General features: G+C 74.9%; 18 protein-coding genes. 7 read left to right on the forward strand and 11 right to left on the reverse strand.

What is annotated here, in order from left to right; translation table 11 throughout:
* Nucleotides 1–81 precede the first annotated feature (81 nt).
* On the forward strand, nucleotides 82–3063 hold the full coding sequence (locus ACZ6X9_RS07355; protein WP_469776969.1) for a DEAD/DEAH box helicase: 2982 nt from the start codon (nucleotides 82–84) through the stop codon (nucleotides 3061–3063).
* Between the two features lie 72 nt (nucleotides 3064–3135).
* On the opposite strand, the gene ACZ6X9_RS07360 is transcribed toward ACZ6X9_RS07355, so the two are convergent.
* Entirely contained in the window at nucleotides 3136–3738 is a 603-nt protein-coding gene (locus ACZ6X9_RS07360; protein WP_469776970.1) for a hypothetical protein, read from the reverse strand.
* A gap of 155 nt (nucleotides 3739–3893) precedes the next feature.
* On the opposite strand from ACZ6X9_RS07360, the gene ACZ6X9_RS07365 reads away from it, so the two are divergent.
* The gene (locus ACZ6X9_RS07365) at nucleotides 3894–4388 is read left to right on the forward strand and encodes a hypothetical protein (protein ID WP_469776971.1); all 495 of its coding nucleotides are present in this window, start codon (nucleotides 3894–3896) and stop codon (nucleotides 4386–4388) included.
* Here ACZ6X9_RS07365 and ACZ6X9_RS07370 read toward each other — a convergent pair.
* The gene (locus ACZ6X9_RS07370) at nucleotides 4336–5220 is read right to left on the reverse strand and encodes a phosphatidylinositol-specific phospholipase C/glycerophosphodiester phosphodiesterase family protein (protein ID WP_469776972.1); all 885 of its coding nucleotides are present in this window, start codon (nucleotides 5218–5220) and stop codon (nucleotides 4336–4338) included. The two genes, ACZ6X9_RS07365 and ACZ6X9_RS07370, sit on opposite strands and share 53 nt — an antisense overlap.
* Nucleotides 5221–5452: 232 nt before the next feature.
* On the opposite strand from ACZ6X9_RS07370, the gene ACZ6X9_RS07375 reads away from it, so the two are divergent.
* Nucleotides 5453–6709, forward strand: coding sequence for a phosphodiester glycosidase family protein (locus tag ACZ6X9_RS07375; RefSeq protein WP_469776973.1), 1257 nt, complete (start codon nucleotides 5453–5455; stop codon nucleotides 6707–6709).
* A gap of 154 nt (nucleotides 6710–6863) precedes the next feature.
* Here ACZ6X9_RS07375 and ACZ6X9_RS07380 read toward each other — a convergent pair whose 3' ends face one another.
* Nucleotides 6864–7058 (reverse strand): hypothetical protein, encoded by a 195-nt coding sequence (locus ACZ6X9_RS07380; RefSeq protein WP_004940230.1) that lies wholly within the window; start codon nucleotides 7056–7058, stop codon nucleotides 6864–6866.
* Nucleotides 7059–7268: 210 nt separating this feature from the next.
* Between ACZ6X9_RS07380 and lysX the strand changes: the two genes are divergently transcribed.
* The gene (gene lysX, locus ACZ6X9_RS07385; protein ID WP_469776974.1) at nucleotides 7269–10646 is read left to right on the forward strand and encodes a bifunctional lysylphosphatidylglycerol synthetase/lysine--tRNA ligase LysX; all 3378 of its coding nucleotides are present in this window, start codon (nucleotides 7269–7271) and stop codon (nucleotides 10644–10646) included.
* Between the two features lie 33 nt (nucleotides 10647–10679).
* Here lysX and ACZ6X9_RS07390 read toward each other — a convergent pair whose 3' ends face one another.
* The 8 genes from ACZ6X9_RS07390 to ACZ6X9_RS07425 all read right to left on the reverse strand — a co-directional run bounded on the left by ACZ6X9_RS07390 (nucleotide 10680) and on the right by ACZ6X9_RS07425 (nucleotide 19654).
* Nucleotides 10680–11966 carry a M48 family metallopeptidase gene (locus ACZ6X9_RS07390; protein WP_469776975.1) on the reverse strand — a complete coding sequence of 429 codons (1287 nt, stop codon included), beginning with the start codon at nucleotides 11964–11966 and terminating at the stop codon, nucleotides 10680–10682.
* Between the two features lie 126 nt (nucleotides 11967–12092).
* The gene (locus ACZ6X9_RS07395) at nucleotides 12093–12512 is read right to left on the reverse strand and encodes a (2Fe-2S) ferredoxin domain-containing protein (protein WP_469776976.1); all 420 of its coding nucleotides are present in this window, start codon (nucleotides 12510–12512) and stop codon (nucleotides 12093–12095) included.
* Between the two features lie 387 nt (nucleotides 12513–12899).
* Nucleotides 12900–13679: an ABC transporter ATP-binding protein gene (locus ACZ6X9_RS07400; RefSeq protein WP_469776977.1), complete on the reverse strand. Its 780-nt coding sequence runs from the start codon at nucleotides 13677–13679 to the stop codon at nucleotides 12900–12902.
* A complete protein-coding gene (locus ACZ6X9_RS07405; protein WP_469776978.1) occupies nucleotides 13672–14595 on the reverse strand; it encodes an ABC transporter ATP-binding protein in 924 nt (307 codons plus the stop codon). The genes ACZ6X9_RS07400 and ACZ6X9_RS07405 overlap by 8 nt, the downstream gene beginning before the upstream one ends.
* Nucleotides 14596–14942: 347 nt before the next feature.
* The gene (locus tag ACZ6X9_RS07410) at nucleotides 14943–15803 is read right to left on the reverse strand and encodes an ABC transporter permease (RefSeq protein ID WP_469776979.1); all 861 of its coding nucleotides are present in this window, start codon (nucleotides 15801–15803) and stop codon (nucleotides 14943–14945) included.
* Nucleotides 15796–16761, reverse strand: coding sequence for an ABC transporter permease (locus ACZ6X9_RS07415; RefSeq protein ID WP_469777637.1), 966 nt, complete (start codon nucleotides 16759–16761; stop codon nucleotides 15796–15798). The genes ACZ6X9_RS07410 and ACZ6X9_RS07415 overlap by 8 nt, the downstream gene beginning before the upstream one ends.
* 32 nt (nucleotides 16762–16793) lie before the next feature.
* Complete coding sequence (locus ACZ6X9_RS07420) at nucleotides 16794–18398, reverse strand: ABC transporter substrate-binding protein (RefSeq protein ID WP_469776980.1); 1605 nt, start codon at nucleotides 18396–18398, stop codon at nucleotides 16794–16796.
* A 206-nt stretch (nucleotides 18399–18604) separates the two neighbouring features.
* Nucleotides 18605–19654: a LacI family DNA-binding transcriptional regulator gene (locus tag ACZ6X9_RS07425; protein WP_469776981.1), complete on the reverse strand. Its 1050-nt coding sequence runs from the start codon at nucleotides 19652–19654 to the stop codon at nucleotides 18605–18607.
* 154 nt (nucleotides 19655–19808) lie between these two features.
* Here ACZ6X9_RS07425 and ACZ6X9_RS07430 point away from each other — a divergent pair, with 154 nt between their 5' ends.
* Genes ACZ6X9_RS07430 through ACZ6X9_RS07440 form a run of 3 tightly spaced genes read left to right on the forward strand, consistent with a single transcriptional unit; the run spans nucleotide 19809 to nucleotide 22859 of the window.
* Nucleotides 19809–21119: an ABC transporter substrate-binding protein gene (locus ACZ6X9_RS07430; protein ID WP_469776982.1), complete on the forward strand. Its 1311-nt coding sequence runs from the start codon at nucleotides 19809–19811 to the stop codon at nucleotides 21117–21119.
* Between the two features lie 7 nt (nucleotides 21120–21126).
* Nucleotides 21127–22032, forward strand: a complete 906-nt coding sequence (locus ACZ6X9_RS07435) for a carbohydrate ABC transporter permease (RefSeq protein ID WP_469776983.1) — start codon at nucleotides 21127–21129, stop codon at nucleotides 22030–22032.
* Nucleotides 22029–22859 (forward strand): carbohydrate ABC transporter permease, encoded by an 831-nt coding sequence (locus ACZ6X9_RS07440; protein WP_469776984.1) that lies wholly within the window; start codon nucleotides 22029–22031, stop codon nucleotides 22857–22859. Before ACZ6X9_RS07435 ends, ACZ6X9_RS07440 begins: the two co-directional genes overlap by 4 nt.

Below are 22859 nucleotides of genomic sequence, written 5' to 3' on the forward strand. Positions count from 1 at the left end.
CACCGCCCGCCGTGTACCCTCGGCGCCCCCGGCCGCACCACCGCCGCGCCGCACGACCAGCCGCGAGGAACGCACCGCTCCGTGACCCCGTCCCCCACCCCGACCGCCGCCGAGGCGGCCCTGCTCGCCCGCTGTTCCGCCGTCTTCCTCCCCGCCGCGCCGTCCCGTGCGGGCAGCGTCGCCTTCTGGCGGCCGGACGGTACGGCTCCCGAGGCGCGCGGGCCGGTGGAAGAGGTGACGGTCGCCGCCCCGGACGGTTCGGGCACGGTTCCGACGCGGGTGAGCGCCTTGGTCCTGCCCGTCCGTGCCGCCCTGCCCGCCCTCACCCGCGCCCGTACCGCCCACGCCGACGAGACGACCGCCTTCTGGGGTTCCGCCGCCGTTCTCGCCCTGCAACTGGCCGCGCGCGGGCGGCTGTCCCCCGGGATCGGCGAAGAGGTGGCAGCGGCAAGAGAAGAGCCGGAAGCGGTCGAAGGGGCGGGAGCGGCAGCGGAGGGCGCCGAAGGCATCCTTGCCCCCGAGGACCTGCGGCGGGTCCGGGACCTGGCCGCCGCCATGCCGCCCGGCGCCGGCCCGTTCCCGTCCCCCGGACCGGAACGGCTGCTCCGCTCCTTCCTCGGCACCGTCGCCGACGGCCTGCCCCGCTCCCCCACCCTCGCCTCCGCTTCCGCCATGCCCGCGCCGCGGAACCGGCCCGGCCGCCGCCCACCGGCCCCCGGACTCGAACCGACCCCCGGGCTCGGACCGACCGCCGGGCTCGGACCGACCGCCGAGCTCGAACCGACGCCCCGGCCCGAGGCCGCCCCCACCGCCGTACGCCTCTCCCTCCGCGTGGAGGCCCACGGTCTGACCGCGACCGGCCCCGACGACTCCGGCCCGCGCCTCCGGGCCGTCCTGCAAGTGCACGGTCTCGCCGACCCGGCGCTGGTCGCCGACGCCGCCGACGTGTGGTCCGGGCCCGCCTCCCCGTCGCCCGCCGCGTCCCTGCTCGGCCCGGGCGCCCGGGCCGGCGCCCGGCTCGCCCTCCGCCGCGCCGCCCGCGCCTGGCCGGCCCTGGTACCGCTGCTGTCCGCGGCCTCCCCCGGCGCGCTCGACCTGACCGACGCGGAGACCGTCGAGCTGCTGGGCCCCGCCACCACGGCCCTGGACGCGATCGGCGTCGAGGTGCACTGGCCGCGTGAGCTCGCCCGTACCCTCACCGCGCACGCCGTCGTCGGCCCGCCGGACGGTGCCGACGGACCGGCGGCCCCGGACCGGCGCCCGGGGACGCCATCCGTCTTCTCCGCCGACGCCCTGCTGGAGTTCCGCTGGCGTCACGCCCTCGGTGGCACGGAACTGAGCCGCGCCGACCTCGACCGGCTCGCCGAGGCGCGCCGCCCGGTCGTGCGGCTGCGGGACCGGTGGGTGCTGGTCGACCCGGCCGCCGTCCGCCGCGCCCGCGAGCGGCGCTCCCGCGCGGTCACCCCCGTCGAGGCGCTGGGGATCGCCTTCACCGGCCGGGCCGCCGCCGGGGAGGGCTCCGACGGGACGGTGGAGGTCCGCCCGGTCGGGCGGCCGGCCGAGCTCAGGGATTTGATCACCACCCCCGGCGCCCTCCGCGAACCGGTGCCCCACCCCGCCGGTCTCGCCGCCACCCTGCGTCCCCACCAGGCCGAGGGCCTCGCCTGGCTGGCCCGCATGACCGCGCTCGGCCTCGGCTGCTGCCTGGCCGACGACATGGGGCTGGGCAAGACCGTCACGCTCATCGCCCTCCACCTGCACCGCCGCGCCCGGTCCGGGACGGCGGGCCCGACGCTCGTCGTCTGCCCCGCCTCCGTCCTGGGCACCTGGCAGCGGGAGATCGAACGTTTCGCCCCCGGTGTCCCCGTCCGCCGCTTCCACGGCACGTCCCGTTCCCTGACCGCCCTGGCGGCCGACGAGTTCGTCCTCACCACGTACGGCACGATGCGGGGGGACGCCCGGCGGCTGGGGAGCGTCGCGTGGGGCATGGTGGTCGCCGACGAGGCCCAGCACGTCAAGAACCCGCACTCCGCAACGGCCCGGCGGCTGCGCACGCTCGGCGGGAAGACGCGTGTCGCGCTCACCGGCACCCCCGTGGAGAACGACCTCACCGAGCTCTGGGCCATCCTCGACTGGACAAACCCCGGTCTCCTCGGTCCGCTGGACGCGTTCCGCCGGCGCCACGCCCGGGCCGTGGAGTCCGGCACCGACCCGGACGCGGCCCGGCGCCTCGCCGTGCTCGTCCGCCCGTTCCTGCTGCGCCGCCGCAAGTCCGATCCGGGCATCGCGCCCGAGCTCCCGCCCAAGGCGGAGACCGACCGCGTCGCCGCCCTCACCCCCGAACAGGCCGCGCTGTACGAGGCGGTGGTGCGCGAACAGCTCGCCGAGGTCGCGGAGGCGTCCGGGCCCCGGCGGCGCGGGCTCGTCGTCAAGCTGCTGACCAGCCTGAAGCAGATCTGCAACCATCCGGCCCAGTTCCTCAGGGAGGACGTCGGTCCGGGCGCGGCACCGCGGCTCGCGGGCCGCTCGGGCAAGGTCGAGCTGCTGGACGGGCTGCTGGACTCCGCCCTGGCCGACGGCGCGAGCGTGCTCGTCTTCACCCAGTACGTCCGGATGGCCCGGCTGCTCGAACGGCATCTCGCCGACCGCGGCGTGACCGCCCGTCTGCTGCACGGTGGTACGCCCGTGGCGGGCCGGGAGGAGCTGGTCCGGCGCTTCCAGGACGGTGAGGTGCCCGTCCTCCTCCTGTCGCTGCGGGCGGCCGGCACCGGCCTGACCCTCACCCGTGCCCGACACGTCGTGCATTTCGACCGCTGGTGGAACCCCGCCGTCGAGGCCCAGGCCACCGACCGCGCCCACCGCATCGGCCAGACCAGGACCGTGCGGGTGCACCGCCTGCTCACCGAGGGCACCGTGGAGGACCGGATCGCCGAACTGCTGCGCCGCAAGCAGGCCGTGGCGGACGCCGTCCTCGCGGCCGGGGACGGCGGCGTCGCCCCGCTGACGGAACTGAGCGACGCGGAACTGGCCGACCTGGTGGCACTGCGCGTGTCGCGCGGCTGACGTCCTCTCAGGACACCCCCGGCCCGGCTTCCGGCGCCTCGCGGGACGGAGCACCCACCGTGGCGCCCCGCCTCACCGACTCCCCACGGCCGACACCCCATCGGGCAGCCCGGGCGGCAGGCCCGTCGGGAACGCGGTCGGCAGCCTCGGGAGGCGGGTCGGGAAAACGGTCGGCAGGGACGTCGGCAGGAAGGTGGGAAAGCCGGACGGCAGCCGGGTCGGGAAGCCCGACGGGAACCGGCTCGGCAGGTCGGTCGGCAGGGACGTGGGGAGGGAGGTGGGCAGCGATGTGGGGAGGGACGTCGGCAAGGAGGACGGAAGGCCGTCGCCGGGCGGGCTCGCGGTGGCGCGGGCCGTCGGCGTGCCGTCCGGCGCGGGACGACCGGAGTCGTCCTTGGCGACCAGCGCGACGGCGAGCGCGACGCCGCCCACCAGCACCCCGGCGAGCACACCGATGACGAGCCACCGCCGGCGCGGGCCGCCATCGGCGCCGCCGCCGTCGGGACCACCGCCGTCGGGACCACCGCCGTCGGGACCACCGGGCCCGTCCCCCGGGCCGGGCCCGGGCGGCGGTGGCGGCGGCCAGGCGGGTGGCGGCGGGCCGAATCCGCCGGGTGGCGGGCCGGGCGGCGGGCCGGGCGGGCGGTCGTGGGGCTGCCGGGGCGGGGTGGCCATGCGTCCAGCGTCCTCCGGTGAGGGTCGCCGCCACCGGTGGGTGACAAGACCGTCACAGGGTCCGCGCGGGAGCGTGACATTCCGGCATCATCCGCCCCGGCAGGCCCGCGTGGCGCACCATCACCCCTCGCCGATCCGACCGTACGATTTTCCGGGTGACGGTCGATATGCACCAGAGTGTCTCCGCGGCGAAGGCGCGGGCCGCGTGCCTTCTGCTGGCGTTCCGCCACGGCAACCAGCGCGCCTTCGACGACGGCCTGCCCGGCGACATGGCGGCGGACGAGGCCCGGTACCTCGTGGCGGCCCTCGTCTGGATCGCCAACGAGGCGGTCCGCAAGGTGTACCGGCCCGGCGTCGCCGACCGGGTGCTGCGGCACCTCGCCGGGGGGTCACCGGACGAGCCCAACTGGGTCCGGACGGACGAGGAGGCGGCGCCCGATGTCGCGTTGCTGCTGGAATCGGTGTGGCGGGAGGACACGGACGCGGTCCGTGAGCTGGTCCGGGCCACGCCCGACACCACGTTCCTGCTCGGCAAGCTGCTCCAGGCCGTGGCCCTGCTGCTGCCGCGGGTCCCGGAGGGCGAGTTCCGCCGGGTGCTCAGCGAGCTGCGCGGAGGAACGCTTCCAGACCCGCCAGATCGTCCGTGTTGAGGTGGTCGACGCCGGCCGCCAGGAGCTCCCGCCACACCGCGTCCCGCGCCGGACCCGGCAGGTCGGGTGTCGCCCAGAACCGCACTCGGCGATGCTCGGCGTGCGCCCGCCGGACGATCCGCCGCAGCGCCGCCCGCTCCTCCGCGGGCATCGGCCCCACCCCCTGCCAGCGGAAGTTCTGCCCCCAGTTGTCGCTGACGAGCGGGAGGAACGAGGCGGGCGCCCCCGTCCCGAGATCGGTCAGCCGCCCGTCGTAGAAGGCGTACCGCACCCGTTCCGCTTCCATGGGTCCGCGGGCCGCGCGGTCGCCGGAGACCACGGCCGTCACCGCGCCGGGTCTGATCCGGCCGTCCGCGCAGCCGGTGAGGATCCCGCGGTAGCGGCGCAGCTCCCGCGACAGGGCGCGGTAGGTGGTGTCGCCCGCGGACTTGATGTCGATCAGGAGCTGGAAGCCGCGGTCGTATCCCCGGTACACCTGCCCGCCGTTGGCCCGGACGCGGCGCAGCAGCGGGTCGAGGTAGAGCGCCGCGAGGGTGCGCCGCGGGTCGAGGCCGGTGCTGTCGTGCGCGACGAGGAGCCGGTCGCCGACGAGCCAGATGTCGGCCTCGACGCTGGTGAAGCCGTGCGAGAGCGCGTCGTGGAGCGGTCGCGGGTGCTCGTAGTCGTTGTGGGCGTGCGCGCGCCGCAGCGGCGGCGGGGTGTGTCCGCCACGTGCGGTGCCGGCGAGGGCGGGCGGGGCGACGGTTCCGGCGAGCGCGGCGCCCAGGGTGACGACGACCGCGCGGCGGGTGTGGCGCGTCGGTCCGGTGCGGTCGGTGTCGAACAGGGTCACGGTCCCTCCAGGGGAGCGGGAGTTCGGGGGACACGCACGCGGTCCGCGCGCGCGATACGCCTGTGCTGCGCATGTTGCCGCCCGTGAAGTATCGGGGCTCGAAGGGCTGTTCGGCAGTGTTGCGCCGAGAGTTGCCGGGTTCGACGCCGGTGCTTTCACCGCCGTTCTTCCGGGGCAGGGATAGGGCCCCTTGTGGTGTGGTGCAGTCGACGGGTCTTCAGGGGTGACGGTGATGAGACGCGGGTACCGCGTACGCGCGGTGTTGACGGGGCTGGTGGCATGGGCGTCCCTGGTGGCGGGAGCCGGGGGGACCACCGCGTGGGCCGGGCCGGAGGCCGGGCGGGCCCTTCCGGAGCCGGGTGCCCTGGTGTGGGGCGCGCCGGCGGCGGTGGCGCCGGGGGTGGGCTACCGGGAGTTCTCGCTGACGGGTGGTCACGGCCCGGCGCACGGGCACCTGCTGACCGTGGACCTGCGGGAGAAACGGGTCTCCGTCGACCTGCTGTACCCGGGGGTGGTGGGGGCGCGGGAGAGCGTCTCCCGGCTCGCGGACCGGCGGGGCGCCGTGGGCGGGGTGAACGGCGACTTCTTCAACATCGCGGAGGAGCAGCACCCGGGGGTGGACGCGACCGGCGCCCCCGTGGGGCCGGCCGTGGCCGGCGGGCGGGCGCTGAAGTCGGCGGTGCCGGACGGCCAGCGGTTCGGCCCGGCGATGCCGCGCGGGGTCACCACCGAGGACGTCCTCGCCGTGGGCGCCGACCGGGTGGCGCGGCTGGACCGGCTGCGGTTCGAGGGAGTGGTCCGCTCCGGGGGCGACGAGCTGGAGCTCAGCGGCTTCAACCAGTACGCGCTGCCGGTCGGCGGCGTCGGGGCGTACACCCCGGACTGGGGTCCGGCGTCCCGGCTGCGGGCCACCTGCGGTACGGACACCGACCGCGGCGCGCCGTGCAGCCGGACCACGCTGGAGGTCACCGTGCGCGACGGCCGGGTGGCGGCGGTCTCGCGCAAGCCCGGCAGGGGCGCGATCCCCAAGGGGTCGCTGGTGCTGCTGGGCCGCGACGGCGGGGCCCGGGACCTGGCGAGGCTGGAGGTCGGGGACCGGGTGGAGGTGGCGAAGCGGCTGCGCTCGAGGGAGTCCGGGGCGGTGCGTTTCGCGCTGGGCGGCTTCCCGATTCTGCGGAACGGCCGCGCGCTCGGCGGCCTGGACGCCACGACGGCGGCGGTGCGCACGGCGGCGGGGGTGGCCGACCACGGCCGGCGCCTCTACCTGCTGGCGCTGGACGGCCGGGCCGCCTACCGCCCCGGGCTGACGCTGGCCGAGCTGGCGGCCGCCCTGCGGAAGCTGGGCGCGGTCGACGCGTTCAACCTGGACGGCGGCGGGTCGAGCACCCTGGTCACCCGGGGCTCCGGGGGGCACGCGACGGTGCGGAATCACCCGTCCGGCGGGGCCGAACGGGCCGTGCCCAACGGGATCGGGGTCTTCGTCAGGTGAGCCTTCGGTGCCCACCGGGCCGCTGAGCACCACCGAGGCGCCGTCCGCCGAAGGACGGCGCCTCGGTACCTGGGTTCACCGGCGCTGCGATGCTTCCCCGGCCCGCGTCGGGCCTCGGAGGGCTCCCCCCGGGGCCCGGCGGACGGGGACCGCGTCAGGGCCGCACGCTGGCGACCAGGTCGGCGGTGGCCGTGATGCCGTGCGAAATCGTGGGGGCGATGCTGGTGCTGGCCAGCATGAACCCGAGCAGGACGCACACCAGCGCGTGGGACGCCCGCAGCCCCCCGTTGCGCAGGAACACCACGGCCAGAATCACGAGAAGCAGAATCACGGAGATGGAAACGGCCACGGATGCCTCCTCGGCGGAGCTTCGGTCGTCCGCAAGTCTCGCGTATCGGACCAGGTGCCCCGGCATGGCACATGTCCTCCCTTCGGGTGACAAACTCCCGATCGGATCAGTCGGCGGTCCGCGGCGCGCCGCGGTACGGGTGACGTCCCGTGTCTACGTTCCAGGATTGTTCGACGGGCGTGCAGCCCCGGGCCTGCCTAGGCTGACGGAATGAGCCGCACAGTCCGGGAGCGCGGGCGCGCCGCGGTGGAGCAGGGATCGGCGCCCGACGCCGGCGGCCGGGCCGCGGAGCGGGCCGGGCCGGAGCGCACGCCGCCCGGGCCGCGCCGCCGTGTGCTGCGCCGGGTGCCGGGCGGCTTCGCCCTCTTCTTCGGCCTGCTCGGCGTGTTCTGCGCGCTCACCTCGCTGATCCCCCCGTTGCGGCGCGCGGCGCACCCGCTGACGAACGCCCTGGACACCCTCACCGTCCCCACGGCGCCCAACCTGGCGTACGCGGTGTTCCTGCTGCTGCTCGCCACCGCGACGGCCGCCCGCAAACGGGTCGCCCTCTGGTTCGTCCTCGCCTACCTGTCGCTGCTGGTGCTGGCGGACGCGCTGCTGCTCTCCGTCGGCTACTGGGACACCGTCCCGTCGCTGGTGCTGTCCCTGGCCGCGATGGCCCTGCTCGTCCTGGCGCGCGGCGAATTCTACGCCCAGGTGCGCCGGGGCGCGTTCGCCCGGGCCGTGCTGGTGCTGGTGGCCGGCCTCGCGGCGGGCACGCTGGTGGGCTGGGGGCTGGTGGAGCTGTTCCCGGGGTCGCTGGAGCGCGGCGGCGGGAACCGGCTGCTGTTCGTGGCCAACAAGGTCTGCGGCGGCCTGGTCAGCGGCCGGCACTTCACCGGGCACCCGCCGCACCCGGTGTACTTCCTGCTGGGCCTGTTCGGCGCGCTGGCGCTGCTCAACGCGACGATGACGCTGTTCCGCTCGCAGCGGCTGGAGGCCGCGCTGCACGGCGACGAGGAGCCGCGCATCCGCGCCCTGCTCGCCCGGTACGGCGGCCGGGACTCGCTCGGCTACTTCGCGACGCGCCGGGACAAGGCCGTCGTCTTCTCCCCCAGCGGCAAGGCCGCCGTCACCTACCGGGTGGAGGCGGGCGTCTGCCTGGCCTCCGGCGACCCCCTGGGCGATCCCGAGGCGTGGACGCCCGCCGTCGAGGCCTGGCTGGAGCTGGCCGGCCGCTACGGGTGGCAGCCGGCCGTGATGGGCGCCGGGGAGGAGGGCGCCCGCGCGTACGCCCGCTCGGGTCTCGGCGCGCTCCAGCTCGGGGACGAGGCGATCCTCCAGGTGGCCTCGTTCGACCTGGAGGGCCGCGAGATGCGGGTGACCCGGCAGGCCGTCAACCGGGTGGAACGCACCGGCGCGTCGGTCCGTGTGCGGCGGCACTCGGCCCTCTCCGACGAGGAGATGGGCGAGGTCATCCGGCGGGCGGACGCCTGGCGGGACACCGAGACCGAACGGGGCTTCTCGATGGCCCTGGGCCGGCTGGGCGACCCGGCCGACGGCGACTGCCTGCTGGTGGAGGCGTTCGACAGCGAGGGCCGGATGATCGCCCTGCTGTCCTTCGTGCCGTGGGGACGGGACGGGGTCTCCCTCGACGTGATGCGCCGCGACCGGGCCGCCCCCAACGGCGTCATGGAGTTCATGGTCGCGCGGCTGTGCGCGCAGGCCGGCCGGTTCGGGATCAAGCGGATCTCGCTGAACTTCGCCGTGTTCCGTTCGGCGTTCGAGGAGGGCGCCCGCATCGGCGCGGGGCCGGTGTTGCGGCTGTGGCGCAGGCTGTTGCTGTTCTTCTCCAAGTGGTGGCAGCTCGAAGCGCTCTACCGGTCGAACGTCAAGTACAACCCGGAGTGGCATCCGCGCTTCCTCTGTTACGCGGACGCCGGGGCCCTCGCCCGGATCGGTCTTGCCTCGGGCATCGCGGAGGGCTTCGTCTCGGTGCCCAGCCTGGGGAAGCTGTGGGGCCGGGGGCGCGCGCGGGGCGTCGCCCGTCCGGCGTCGACGGCCGGACTGCCGCCGCTGTGCGAACTGGGCCTCGGCCCGGAGGGCGGCCTCGCCGGGGACGAGCGGGAACACCTGCCCGAGCAGGTGCGGGTACGCCACCGCAAGCTCGAACGGCTCCGGCAAGAGGGCGTCGACCCGTATCCGCCGGACGCCCACCGGACGCACTCCCTCGCCGCGATCCGGGCGGCGCACGCGGGGCTCGCGCCCGGCGCGCGCACCGGGGAGCGGGCGGCCGTGGCGGGCCGCGTGCTGCTGCTGCGCCACCACGGCGGGATCGCCTTCGCCGTGCTGCGCGACTGGTCCGGCGACCTCCAGCTCACCGTCACCCGGGACGGCTCGGGGCCGGAGCTGCTGCGCCGCTTCACCCGGCTCGACCTCGGGGACCACGTCGAGGCGGAGGGCGAGATCGGCACCACCGACCGCGGCGAGCTCACCCTCTTCGTCACCCGCGCCCGGCTGATCGCCAAATGCCTGCGCCCGCTGCCGCACAAGCGGCACGGCCTCGGCGACCCGGAGGCCCGGGTGCGCATGCGGTACGTGGACCTGGCCGTGTCACCGGAGGCCCGGCGGACGGTACGGGCACGGAGCGCGGCCGTACAGGCGCTGCGGGCCGGGCTGCTGGAGCGCGGCTACCTGGAGGTGGAGACGCCCATGCTCCAGCAGGTGCACGGCGGCGCCAACGCCCGCCCGTTCACCACCCACATCAACGCCTACGACCTGGACCTGTACCTGCGCATCGCCCCGGAGCTGTATCTGAAGCGGCTGTGCGTGGGCGGTCTGGAGAAGGTCTTCGAGCTGGGCCGCACCTTCCGCAACGAGGGCGTCTCCTACAAGCACAACCCCGAGTTCACCATGCTGGAGGCGTACCAGGCGTTCGCCGACTACGACGTGATGCTGGACCTGACACGGGAACTGATCCAGGAGGCGGCGGTCGCGGCGCACGGCACGGCGGTGGCGGTGCGCCGGGAGGAGTCCGGGAAGACCGTCGAGCACGACATCTCCGGGGTGTGGCCGGTGCGGACGGTGTACGGCGCGATCTCGGAGGCGCTGGGCGAGGAGGTGGACGCGGACACCCCCGAGGCGGAGCTGCGGCGGCACTGCGACGCGGCCGGGGTGCCGCACCGGCCGGAACAGGGCCGCGGGGACGTCGTCCTGGAGATGTACGAGCGGCTGGTCGAGGAACGGACCACGCTGCCGGTCTTCTACAAGGACTTCCCCACCGACGTCTCCCCCCTCACCCGCCCGCACCGCGCGGACCCGCGGCTCGCCGAACGCTGGGACCTCGTCGCGTTCGGCACGGAACTGGGCACCGCCTATTCGGAGTTGACGGACCCGGTCGAGCAGCGGAACCGCCTCACCGCCCAGTCGCTGCTCGCGGCCGGCGGCGACCCGGAGGCGATGGAGCTGGACGAGGACTTCCTGCGCGCCCTGGAGTACGCGATGCCGCCGACGGGCGGGCTCGGGATCGGGGTGGACCGGCTGGTGATGTTCCTGACGGGACTCTCGATCCGCGAGACGCTGCCGTTCCCGCTGGTGCGGCATCAGTGAGCGGGCGGCATCAGTGAGCGGGAGCCCGTCGGGCTAGCCGTCCGCGCCGTAGCGGACGAGTTCGCGAGCCAGTGTGCGGCGGGCGTCGGCGAGTTCGGCGTCGATCCGCTGTTCCCGCCCGTCGTCCGTCGTCACGGACGGCGGCATGCGCTCGCCGTGCAGGAGGCAGGCTCGCCGCAGGTGGGTCGGGGGGTGGGTCGAGTCGACGGCGTGCCCCCGCAGGGCCCCGGCCCGGCGGCGGCGCTCGTACTCGTGCTCGGGGATGGAGTCCGTGTGCTCGGCCAGGCGCGCCCACAGCCGGTCGGCCCGGTCGGCCTCGTCACGCCCGGCGCCGCGCCGGCCCGTCCGGACGGTGCCGGCCTCGCGGCGCAGGGCGGTGGCCACGGAACCCGCCACCAGGAGCCGGTCCATGACGCCGACGGCCGCCTCGGTGGAACCGGCCCTGGCCGCCGCGGTGTCGGCCAGGTACTCCGCGCGCTGGGTGGCCCGCAGCGTCAGGTGGTCGAGCAGTGTCAGCAGGCCATGGACCAGCAGTCGCGGCACGATGCCGAGGACGTTCGCGATCATCTCGACGAGGGACGGGTTCGCGATCGGGGCGAGCATGTGGTGCCAGGTGCTCAGGGTCCGGAAGGCGGTCGCCACCAGGTGACCGTGGCGGGTGTCCCCATGGGCGTAGTGGCCGAGTTCGTGTCCCAGGAGGGCGATCCGCTGCTGTGGCGTGAGGGTCTCCCACAGTGGCAGGCCCAGCGTCAGCAGGCGACGGCCGCGTACTCCGTACGTCGTCACACTCGCGTTGACGCCGGTGTCGATCGCGATGGCGTCCACGCCCCGGGTGCCGGCCACGGCGGCGACGTCGTCGACGAGCGCGTACAGCGCGGGAGCGTCCGCGCGCCGCAGGACGGGGCCGTTCGAGGACAGTTTGGGGACCCTGGGTCTCAGTCCCCCCGCCAGCACCAGGAGTACGGGCCCCAGCACCATCCCGGCGCCGTCCCCTTCGGCCCAGAGGTACCAGACCCCGGCCGCGGCGAGGACGAGGGTCATGCCGTGCACGGCGAGCGCGACGGCCTGGGCGAGGAGCGCGGAGGCGTCGCGCCGGGGCCGTAGCGGCCGGCCGGACGTCACCTCGGCGAGCAGCCGTTCGCCGTGCCGGCGGGCCAGTGTCCGCCGCGTCCGCTCCAGCCGGCCCTGCTTCTCCTCGGGCCGGGCCGGGTCGACGTTCCAGTCGCAGGCGGCGCACCAAGTGGGGAACCGGTCGTCGGTCCGTATCCCGGCCCCGCACCGCGGGCACGCCTCGGTCGTCCGTTCTGTGGTGTCGGACACCGGTGTGTTCTCCCCACCCCACGGCCCCGCACCGGAAGCCGTCCTCGTATCGGCCGGGCAAGGTCATCACACGGGTGCGCTCCCGTAAAGCCCTTTGGGCGAAAAGGCAGGTGCCGGGGGCCGCCGCTAGTCCGGAACGCCGCCGCGCACCCGCCGGGAGGGCGTGAAGACGTAGAGGTCCAGGACGCCGGACGGTTCGGCGAGGCCGGGGCCGCCGGCCGCGGTCCAGGCGGCGATGTCCGCGGGGACGTCGGGGTCGTTGCACAGGCCCAGCCAGACCGGACGGCCGCCGGCCTCGCGGCCGGTCCGGGACGGCTGGACGACGATGACGTTGGCCTGTTCGCAGACGTCCAGGCAGTCGGTGACGCGCACGGTGGCCGTGCCGTCGAGGGCGCGGCGCAGCTCACGGAGCTGGGCGGCGTGGTCGACGCCGGGGACCTTGGGGGTGCCGCAGCAGCAGCCCCGGCAGACGGTGACGGTGCAGCGATCCGCCGCGGGCGCGGCGGCGTCGGAGCGGCGGGGGCGTTTCCTCGCGGGGGCGGTCATGGAGTCCTCCTGGTCAGGGGCGGAGCGGAGAGGGGTGGCCGTCGGGCGGGAGAGCGGGTCGGGTACGGGACCGCCGCACCGTCGCGCGGGCCCGGGACCGGCAGCCCATGCCGGCCGGGCCCGCCGGGCGTCGGGGTGGGAGCGGCCATCGGTCAGGGCGGCGGCGGGGTGCGTCGACCGTCGCACGGGCCCAGGGGCGGGTTCGTCCCCGGCGGCCGGGCTCGGACGGAGTGCGGGTTTGGGACAGGCCCGCCTCGTCCGCCCCGGCAGGGCGGAGGGGGCCGGGGGCCGAGCACGACGCGGCGGCGGTGAGGGCCGCCGCCCGTCCCCGCTCCCGGAGCGGACCCGCCGCCGGCGCCGGTCCACGGCCGCGCGGAGGACGGACCGTCAGTCGGGCGACGGGGGCGGAGACCCTTCGCCCTTGCTCGCCCGCGCGGCGGAGGCGGCCTCCCGGTCCGACGGCACGGCCGCGGCCGTCGCCCGTTCACCGGTCCGCGCCGCCCCGGCCGGCTCGCCGGCCACCTCGCGCCAGCGGACCGTCCGGTCGCACCAGCGGTCCAGCAGGACCGGATCGTGGCCCACCGCGAGCAGGCCCGCCCCGCTCTCCCGCCGGTAGTCCTCGACGACGGCGACCAGGGCGGCGGTCGTGGAGGCGTCGAGCATCGCGGTCATCTCGTCGCAGACCAGCCAGCGCGGGCGGAGCACGAGGGCGCGGGCCAGGCAGGCGCGCTGCAACTGGCCGTCGCTGACCTCGTGCGGGCGGCGGCCGAGGAGGTCGTCGGTCAGGCCGGTGGCGGTGGCGAGTTCGCGGACGCGGTCGGGGACCTCGGCGCGGCGGCCGGTGGCGCGGAGCGGTTCGGCGATCAGGTCGCGGAGCCGCAGCCGGGGGTCCGCGGACATCCTCGGCTGCTGGAAGACCACGCCGAAGGCGGTGCGCAGGTCGCGGGGCGCGCGGTGCCGCCAGCCGCGCACGGGCTCGCCGTCCACGACGACCGTGCCGGCGTCGGGCCGGTGCAGCAGCGCGGCGACGCGGGCGAGGGTGGACTTGCCGCAGCCGCTGGGGCCGAGCAGTCCGACGGCCTCGCCGTCGGCCAGGGTGAGTGAGGCGTCGCGGACGACGGGCCGGCGCGGCGCGTAGCCGGCGGTGACTCGGCGCAGCTCAAGCACGGGTGCTCCCGGGGTGGTGGCAGGCGACGCCGTCGGTGAGCGGCGGGACGGTGGCGCAGGCGTCGCCGGCCCGGGGGCAGCGGGGGGCGAAGGCGCAGCCCGCGGGGAGGTCGCCGAGCTCCGGGGGCATGCCGGGGATGGGGGTGAAGGCGCGTTCGGGCAGGGCGTCGAGCAGGCCGCGGGCGTAGGGGTGGCGCGGGCCGGGCGCGCCGAAAAAGGTTTCGGCGTCGGCGAGTTCGACGACGCGGCCGGCGTACATCACGGCGACGCGGTCGGCGATCCGCTCGGCCGCCGCCAGGTCGTGCGTGATCATGAGGAGGGTGTGGCCCCGGTCGACCTGGCGGCGGAGTTCGTCGACCGTGCGGTCCACGAGCTCGCGGTCGAGTCCGGTCGTCGGCTCGTCGGCGAGCAGCAGCGGGGCGTCGCCGACGAGGGCCAGGGCGGTGGCGGCGCGCTGGGCGAGGCCGCCGGAGAGCTGGTGCGGGTGGCGGTCGAGGTGGTCGGTGGGGAACGCGGCGCGCGCGGCGGCGGCTTCCTCGCCGTCGCGCCGGCCCGTCAGCTCGCGGAGAGTCTCCCGTAGCTGGGAGCGGACGGTACGGACGGGGGTGAGGTGGGCGGCGGGGCTCTGGGGGATCAGGCCGACGCGGCGGCCTCGTACGGTGCGGGTGAGTGTGCGCTCGTCGGCGGCGAGGAGGTCCAGCCGCTCTGCGTCGTCGCCGCTGCCGCTGCCTCTGCCTCCGCCGGCGCCGAGCCAGGCGTGGCCTTCCGTGCGGGCGTTGCCCGGCAGCAGGCCGAGGAGGGCGGAGGCGAGGACGGACTTCCCGCAGCCGCTCTCGCCGATGAGGGCCAGGCATTCGCCGGGGTGGAGACGGAAGGTGACGTCGGTGACGGCGGCGATTTCGCGGGCGCCGCGCATGCGGAAGCGGACGGAAAGGTTCTGGACGTCCAGGAGGGGGGTGGTGTCCTGCGGAGCCGTGCCCCTGTCCCTCCCCTTCCCGTTTTCCGCAGGGGCCGCGGCCCCGCGCGCCCCCGCTTCGTCGCGGCTGCGCCGCTCGGCCTCGGACGCCGGCCGGGCTGATGTGTCCCGCCCACGCCGATCAGTCGGCTCGGCCCCGGGCGCCGGGTCAGGCGATGCGGCCCGTCCGGCGTCAGAGGGCAGCCGCGCGGAGCGCGGTCGCGGGGGGCGGAGGGCGGAGCCCCCTGTCGTCCGGGGCGCGCGGGGCTCTGCCCCGCGGGAATCGGGCCGGGGCGGGGTGGGGGACATCACAGCGTCAGCTCCGATCGCCGGCGCGGCGAGAGGCGGTCGCGCCAGGCGCCCGCCAGGCCCGCGACGGCCAGGGTGGGGACGATGATGAACAGGCCGGGGAAGAGGGTGGGCCACCAGTCGCCGGCGAGCAGCGAGCCCCGCGCGGCCTGCACCATGTTGCCCAGGCTGGCCTGGTGGGTGGGCAGGCCCAGGCCCAGGAACGACAGGGCCGACTCGTGCCAGATCGCGTGCGGGATCATCAGCACGGCGGCCAGCCCGGCCTGCGGCAGGACGCCCGGCAGCAGGTGCCGGACGGCGATCCGCAGCCGTGACGAGCCGCCGGAGACGGCCGCGTCCACGAATGGGCGGGAGCGCAGCGACAGCACCTCGGCGCGGACGATGCGGGCGGTGGACAGCCAGTGGGTGACGGCGATCGAGGCGATGACGGGGCCGACGCCGGGACGGAACATCGCGACGACGAAGATGCCGAGCAGCAGGTGCGGCACGGAGGAGAACAGGTCGACGACGCGCATGACGACGCGGTCGGCCCAGCCGCCGAGTGCCCCGGCCAGGGCGCCCACCGCCGTGCCGACGACGGTGGCGACGAGGGCGGCGACCGCGCCGACGAGGAGTGAGACCCGCAGCCCGTAGACGGAGCGCAGCAGCAGGTCGCGGCCGACCTCGTCGGTGCCGAAGGGGTGGTCCGCGCTCGGGGCCCGGAGCTTGGAGCCGAGGTCGACGGCCTGTTCGTCCAGGGGGACGAAAAGCGGGACGAGGATGACGGCCAGCACGGTGACGGCCAGGATCGCGGCGCTGACCGCGCCCCTGGGGAGGCGCCGGGCGGGCCGTGCGGCAGCGGCCATGGCGGTGTCAGCCATCGAAGCCCACCCTCGGGTCGGCCAGCCCGTACAGCAGGTCGGACAGCAGGTTGCCGAGCAGCACGGCGGCCGTGGCGAGCACGGTGAGCGCGGCGAGCAGCGGGAAGTCGACGCCGGTGGCGGCGTCGACGGTGGCGGAGGCGATGCCCGGCCAACTGAAGACGGTCTCCACGAGCAGGGCTCCGGTGATCAGTTCGGGGACGCGGGAGCCGATCAGGGTGAGGACCGGCAGCAGTCCGGAGCGGAGGGCGTGGCCTAGCAGGACGGTGCGTTCGGGGAGGCCGCGGGCGCGGGCGCCGCGTACGGGGTCCTCGTCGAGCGCGTCGCCGACGCCCTGGCGGACGTAGAGCACGAACCACGGGAGCTGGGTGACGGCCAGGACGGCCGCGGGCAGCACCAGGTGGGAGGCGACCTGTCCGGTGGTGACGGTGTCGCTGCCGGTGTCGGTGAGGCCGCCGGCGGGCAGCGCGCCGGTCTTCAGCGCGAAGAACCAGACGGCCAGCAGGCCGAGCCAGAACGGCGGGGCCGCCTCCAGGACGTACGCCAGCGAGGTGACGGCCCGGTCGAGGAGCCCACCGCGGCGCCGGGCGGCGAGCACGCCGAGCGCCGTGCCCACGAGGACGGCGACGGCGAAGGCGGTGCCGCAGAGCAGTACGGTCCAGCCGATGCGTTCGCCGATGGCCTGGGCGACGGGCTGCCGCAGGGTGGTGGAGACGCCGAGGTCGCCGCCGAGGGCGGCGGTCAGCCAGTCCCACCAGCGGACGGCGAACGGCCGGTCGGCGCCCAGGTTGTGGCGGAGCTGGTCGAGCACGTCCTGGCCGGTGCCGGGGCCGCCGCCGCCCGCGTAGACCCGGGCGGGGTCGAACGGCGAGGCGGCGGCCACGGCGAAGACGGCGAAGGTCACGACGAGCAGGACGGGGACGGCGGCGAGCAGCCGCCGCCCCGCCATGCGGGCCATCGGCCCCCAGGGGAGGGCCGTCCTGCGGGTTCTCACTGCTTGGGCTGCCAGTCCTCGACGTTCCACCAGGGGCCGGCGCCGAGGCCGTGGTCGTGCGGCTCGACCTGGGTGGTGAGGTCCTTCCAGCGGTTCTTCATCACGTAGAGGTGGTCGACGTGGGTGAGGAAGACGTAGCCGGGGTCGTCGGCGAGGGCGTGCTGGATCTTGTCGTACGCGGCCTTGCGGGCGGCCTTGTCGCCGCTGCGGCGGCCCTCCTCCAGGGCCTTGTCGACCTCGGGGTTCTTGTAGGCGGCCATGTTGTTGAAGCCGTCGAGGGCGAGGGAGGAGTGCAGCAGGTTGTACAGGTCGAAGTCGGGGTCGGCCGGGTTGCCGCCGCCGGCGAGGACCGCGTCGTCCTTCATGCGCGGCTCGATGACCTCCCAGGTGCCGCTCTGCACCGTGGCCCGGATGCCGATCTTCTTGGCGTCGGAGGCGAAGGCGAGGGCGTGCTCCTGGCGGAGCTTGTCGCCGGCGGGGAACCAGAGGGTGAACTCGGCGCGCTTCCCGTCCTTCTCGCGGATGCCGTCGCCGCCGGGCTTCCAGCCGGCGTCGTCCAGGAGCTTCTTCGCCTTCTCCGGGTCGTACGGGCGCTCGGTGCCCTTGGCGAACCACTCGCTGTCGGTGGGGACGGGCCCGTAGCCGGCCCGGCCCGCGCCCTCCAGCAGGCTCTTGACCATGGCGTCGCGGTCGACGGCGAGGTCGAGGGCGCGGCGGACGGCGGGGTCGCCGGTGACCTTGCCGGCGCTGGGCAGGGTCACGCCGCGGAAGTCGGTGGTCTTCGCCGTGAGCGTGGTCTTGGAGTCGTCGCCCTTGAAGCCCTTGGCGAGGTTGGGCGGCAGGATGGCGCCGTCGAGGTCGCCGCTGCGCAGCCGGGTGGCCCGGACGTCGTCGTCCTTGATGATGGCCATGGTGAGCTTCTTGACCTTCGGCTCGCCGCCCCAGTAGCCGGGGTTGGCCTTGAAGGTGAGCTTCTCGCCCTTGCTCCAGTTGGTGAGGACGTAGGGGCCGGTGCCGATCGGCTTGGTGTTGAACGGGCCGGTGTTGACGTCCTGTCCCTTGGCGGCGTGCTCGGGGACGATCGGCAGGACCGTGCGCTCGGCGAAGGGCGCGTAGGGGTACTTCAGGGAGAAGACGACGGTGTCGTCGCCGCGGGCGGTGACCTTGTCGACGGCGTCGAGCTCGCCCTTGTTCGCGTTGTTGGTCTTCTCGTCGAGGATGGTCCGGTAGGTGAAGACCACGTCCTCGGCGGTGAAGGGCTTGCCGTCGCTGAACTTCACGCCGTGCCGGAGCGGGAAGGTGTAGGTGCGTCCGCCGTCGGTGACCTTCGGCAGGGACGCGGCGAGGGCGGGACGAAGCTGCATGTCCGCGTCGCGGCTCAGCAGGCCGTCGAAGATCTTGGAGTTGCCGTCCTTGCCGTAGCCGAGCAGGGGGCTGAGGGTCTCCGGCTCGTTCGCGAGGCCGACGACGAGGGCGTCCCCGGCCCCGCCGGAGCCCTTCCCGCCGTTGCCGCCGCCGGGCTTGCCGCAGCCGGCCGCTCCTGTGGCCAGCACGCCCGCCGCGACCATGGCGGCCGTCACCCGTATGGACCGGGCCGTCATGCCCTCCACCCCAGTTCACTTCTCGGTTGCTGTTGCGAATACCTCGCAATTAAATCGCACGGCGTGGAGTGGTCGTGATCGAGGTGGGGGCAAGGGTTCCGGTTCGGACGGGAGGGGCGGACGGAGCGTGTGCGACGCGACGCGGACCGTCACGCCCCGGCGGTCCCGTCACCCGAGCCCGCTCCCGTCACCCCCGGCCTGTCCCCTCACCCCCCGGCTCGTCCCGTCGATCCCCGCGCCACCAGTCGCGGCGTCGCGTCCCGGGTGCGGCGGGGCGGGCCGCCGTCGAGCAGGGCGATGAGCTCCTCGGCGGCCCGCCGGCCGAAGGTCGCGGTATCCCGGGCGAGGGCGGTGAGGGGCGGGTGGGTGCTGCGGCAGAGGACGGAGTCGTCCCAGGCGACGATGGAGAGGCCGGACGGGACGGCCAGGCCCCGGCGGGCGGCCGCGGCCAGGCCCGCGACGGCCATCACGTCGTTGTCGTAGACGACGGCGGTGGGCGGGTGCGGCGCGCCGAGCAGTCGGTGGGTGGCCTCGGCGCCCTGGGCGTCGGAGTAGTCCGTGGTCACGGAGGTGACGTGGAGGCCGCGGCGGTCCGCGGCCCGGCGCAGGGCGGCGGCGCGGCGGCGGGTGTGGGCCAGTTCCCCGAGGCCGGCGACGTGGGCGAGGCGGCGGTGGCCGAGGGCGTCCAGGTGCGCGACGACGGAGTCCATGGCCGCGGCGTCGTCGGCCCAGAGGTTGGAGAGCGCGCCGTCCGGTTCCGCCCGCCGGTCCGGGTCGTCCATCGCGCCGATGACCACGGTGGGCAGCCCGAGCCGGGCGAGCAGGGCGGGCCGGGGGTCGTCGGCGCGCGGGTCGACGACGAGGAGGCCGTCGACGCGGTGCTCGGCCCACCAGCGGCGGTGGACGGCGCACTCGGCGGCCACGTCCTCGACGACCTGGAAGAGCAGGCCGAGGCCGCGCACGGCGAGGGCCTCCTGGACGCCGGAGACCAGTTGGAGGAAGAACGACTCGACGCCGAGGGTCCGGGCGGGCCGGGCGAGGACGAGGCCGACGGTGGCGGAGCCCTCGCCGGACAGCGCGCGGGCCGCCGTGCTGGGCTGCCAGCCCAGGTGTTCGGCGACGCGCCGGACGCGCTCGCGGGTGTCCTCCGAGACGCCCGGGCGGCCGTTGAGCGCGAAGGACACCGCGCTCTCGGACACCCCGGCGCGGCGGGCGATGTCGCGGATGGTGGGGCGGCGGGCCGGCAGGCGGCGCATGGGGGTCTCCTCGGGCGTCCGGAGCGGGCCCGGCACCGGCCCGGGCTCCAACACACTAAAGCGCATTAGTCGTTGACGGAAGTATTGACGGGACTCCCTTGCCGGGTGCACCTTTTGGACCGCCACCTTCCGGCCCGACCGAAGGAGCCCGGCCATGCACCGATCCCGTCGAGTCGTCCGGAGAACCGTCCGGCCGGCCGTTCCGCTGCTCGCCCTGGCACTGGCGCTGAGCGCCTGCGGATCGGACGGCGGAGGGGGCGGCGGTTCGGCGGCGGACGGCCGGATCGAGGGCCGGATCTCGTTCCAGACCTGGAACCTCAGGGCCGGTTACAAGGATTACTTCGAGTCGCTGGTGAAGGAATTCGAGTCGAAGAACCCCGGTGTGACGGTGAAATGGCTGGACCAGCCCGCCGAGCACTACGCGGACAAACTCGGGGCGGACGCGGCGGCCGGCACCCTGCCCGACGTCGTGAACGTCTCCCCGGACCTTTCCTATCCGCTGGCGAAGGCGGGCGTACTGCTGAATCTCGACAGGGAACCGGTGGCCGCGAAGTTCCGGGACGAGTACACCGCGGAATCCTGGCGGGGGAACACCCTGCCCGGGCTGGACGGCGCCTACGCGTTCCCCTGGTACCTCACCACCGGCCCGCTGTTCTACAACAAGGCCCTGTTCCGGGAGTCCGGCCTGGACCCGGAGAAGCCGCCGCGCACCTACGACGAGCTGTTCGCCGCGGCCACGGAGATGTCCCGCCGGTCGGGCGGCCGGACGGCCACCCTGGCGGGCACCCCGGCGATCGAGGACTTCGGCCGGTACGGCGTGCGGCTGATGAACGAGGACGCCACCCGGTTCACGTACAACGAGCCCCGGGGCGTCGAGCTGCTGACCCGGTACAAGCGGCTCCACGACGAAGGCGGGCTCGATCCGCAGGCGTTGACGAGCACCCCGGAACAGGCGGGCCGGAAATTCCTGGAACAGAAGGTCGCCATGAATCCGGGCGGTGCCAACGACCTGGCGAACTTCCGGAAGAACGCGCCGAGCCTGTACCGGAACCTCGGCATCACCGATGCCCCGAACAACACCGGTAAGCCGAACATGTACGTCATGGGGCTCGCGGTCGGCCGGAACAGCAAGCACAAGGCCGCGGCCATCGCCTTCGCCCATTTCGTGACCGACCGGAAGAACCAGGAGGCGTTCGCGCACCGCGTGGCCGTCTTCCCCAGCACGAAAGGGTCGCTCGACGACCCGTACTGGACGAAGGACGACGGAACGGACGAGGGGCGGGTCCGGGTCGCCTCGGCGAAAGCGCTCAAAGGCGCCGTGAATTACACGCCCGTGGTGATGAGCGACGAGATGAAGACGACTCTGCGCAACGAGGTCGCCAAGGCTCTCCAAGGGAAGAAGTCCCCCAGGGAAGCGCTCGACGACGCGGTGGAGCAGAGCGATCGACTGCTGCGGCGGAAGTGACCGGACGGTGACCCGCCGGCGCGTCCGCCTCCACCACCCCGCGACCCCCTGGCTGCTCCTGCTGCCCGGGCTCGGCGTCCTCGCCGCGTTCAGCCTCTTCCCCTTCCTGACCACCGTCCACGACGCGTTCACCGACGCCCGGACGCTCGTCCCCGGACAGTGGGTCGGGCTGCGGAACTTCCGGGACATGCTGCACGACGAGCAGTTCTGGGTGGCCCTGCGGAACAGCGCGCTGTACGTGGTCCTCGTCGTCCCGTTCACCGTGCTGCTGCCGCTGCTGCTGGCGCTGCTGGTGCACAAGCGGCTGCCGGGGACGGGGTTCTTCCGTGCCGCGTTCTACACCCCGGTCGTGGCGTCGGTGGTGGCGGTGGCGCTGATCTGGTCCTGGATGCTGGACGACCGGGGGCTGGTCAACGGCATCCTCAAGGCCCTGGGCGCCGGGCCGGTGTCGTTCCTCGGCGACTCCTGGCTGCTGCTGTTCAGCGCGATGGCGCTGACGGTGTGGAAGGGCCTCGGCTACTACATGGTGATCTACCTCGCCGCGCTGGCCGGCGTCCCCCGCGAGCTGCACGAGGCCGCGGCGGTCGACGGTGCCGGCCCGCTGCGCCGCTTCGCCAGCGTCACCGTGCCGGCCGTCCGCTCCACGATGGTGCTGGTCGGCGCCCTGTCCTCGGTCTCCGCGTTCAAGGTCTTCTCCGAGGTGTACCTGCTGGCGGGCCCCACCGGCGGGCCGGCCGGGGACGACACCACGCTCGTGATGCTGGTGCAGCGCACGGGCACCGGGCTCGACGGGCGCGTCGGCTACGCGTCCGCCCTCTCGTTGGTGATCTTCGTGATCGCGCTGCTGCTGATGCTGCTGGTACTGCGCGCCGGCCGGGGCGGGGACGCGGCGGAACCGGAGGGGCGCCGATGACCAGGACGTCGTTCACGGAGAAGGCACTGCGCTACCTGCTGCTGCTCATGGTCCTGGCCCTGACCGCCGGCCCGTTCCTCTGGCAGCTCTCCACCTCCTTCAAGAGCACGACCGAGGACGTGTACACCTCCCCGCCGCGTTTCCTGCCCGAGCACCCGACCACGCACAACTACGCCGAGGTGGCCGACATCATCCCGGTCTGGGACTACGCCCTCAACTCGCTGACGGTGGCGGTGGCCAGTGTGCTCACCAACCTGGTCGGGGCGTCGACGGCGGGCTACGCGCTGGCCCGACTGCGCTTCCAGGGCCGCGGGGCCGCCGGTCTCGCCTTCGTGGCGGCCCTGCTGGTGCCGGCGGAGTCCCTGGTCATCGCGCAGTTCACCATGATGCGCGACCTCCACCTCAACAACACGCTCACCGCCGTGGTGCTGCCCGGGGCCGTCGGGGCGCTGAACGTGCTGCTGATGCGGAACGCGTTCGCCGGCGTCCCGCGCGAGATCGAGGAGGCGGCGGTCGTCGACGGGGCGAACACCTGGCAGCGGTTCACCCGGATCGGGCTGCCGTCGGTGCGCGGCACCCTGGCCGTCGTCGCGATCTTCGCGTTCATGGGCGCCTGGGACGACTTCCTCTGGCCGCTGATCGTCCTCTCGGACTCCGAGCGCTACACCCTGACCGTCGGCCTGAACTTCCTGCACGGCACGTTCCAGCAGAACCCGCGGCTCGTCGCCGCCGGGACCGTCATCGCGGTGGCCCCGCTCGTGGTGCTGTTCGCCTGCCTCCAGCGGTACTTCTTCCGCGGGACGGGCGAGGGCGCCGTCAAGGGCTGA

The sequence above is a fragment of the Streptomyces sp. NPDC052910 genome, assembly GCF_055585605.1.

Coding starts and splice junctions, on each gene's coding strand:
- ACZ6X9_RS07360 (WP_469776970.1), bottom strand. CDS start 3,738: ATGGCCACCCCGCCCCGGCAGCCCCACGACCGCCCGCCCGGCCCGCCG.
- ACZ6X9_RS07375 (WP_469776973.1), top strand. CDS start 5,453: ATGAGACGCGGGTACCGCGTACGCGCGGTGTTGACGGGGCTGGTGGCA.
- lysX (WP_469776974.1), top strand. CDS start 7,269: ATGAGCCGCACAGTCCGGGAGCGCGGGCGCGCCGCGGTGGAGCAGGGA.
- ACZ6X9_RS07395 (WP_469776976.1), bottom strand. CDS start 12,512: ATGACCGCCCCCGCGAGGAAACGCCCCCGCCGCTCCGACGCCGCCGCG.
- ACZ6X9_RS07405 (WP_469776978.1), bottom strand. CDS start 14,595: ATGCGCGGCGCCCGCGAAATCGCCGCCGTCACCGACGTCACCTTCCGT.
- ACZ6X9_RS07410 (WP_469776979.1), bottom strand. CDS start 15,803: ATGGCTGACACCGCCATGGCCGCTGCCGCACGGCCCGCCCGGCGCCTC.
- ACZ6X9_RS07415 (WP_469777637.1), bottom strand. CDS start 16,761: ATGGCCCGCATGGCGGGGCGGCGGCTGCTCGCCGCCGTCCCCGTCCTG.
- ACZ6X9_RS07420 (WP_469776980.1), bottom strand. CDS start 18,398: ATGACGGCCCGGTCCATACGGGTGACGGCCGCCATGGTCGCGGCGGGC.
- ACZ6X9_RS07425 (WP_469776981.1), bottom strand. CDS start 19,654: ATGCGCCGCCTGCCGGCCCGCCGCCCCACCATCCGCGACATCGCCCGC.
- ACZ6X9_RS07430 (WP_469776982.1), top strand. CDS start 19,809: ATGCACCGATCCCGTCGAGTCGTCCGGAGAACCGTCCGGCCGGCCGTT.
- ACZ6X9_RS07440 (WP_469776984.1), top strand. CDS start 22,029: ATGACCAGGACGTCGTTCACGGAGAAGGCACTGCGCTACCTGCTGCTG.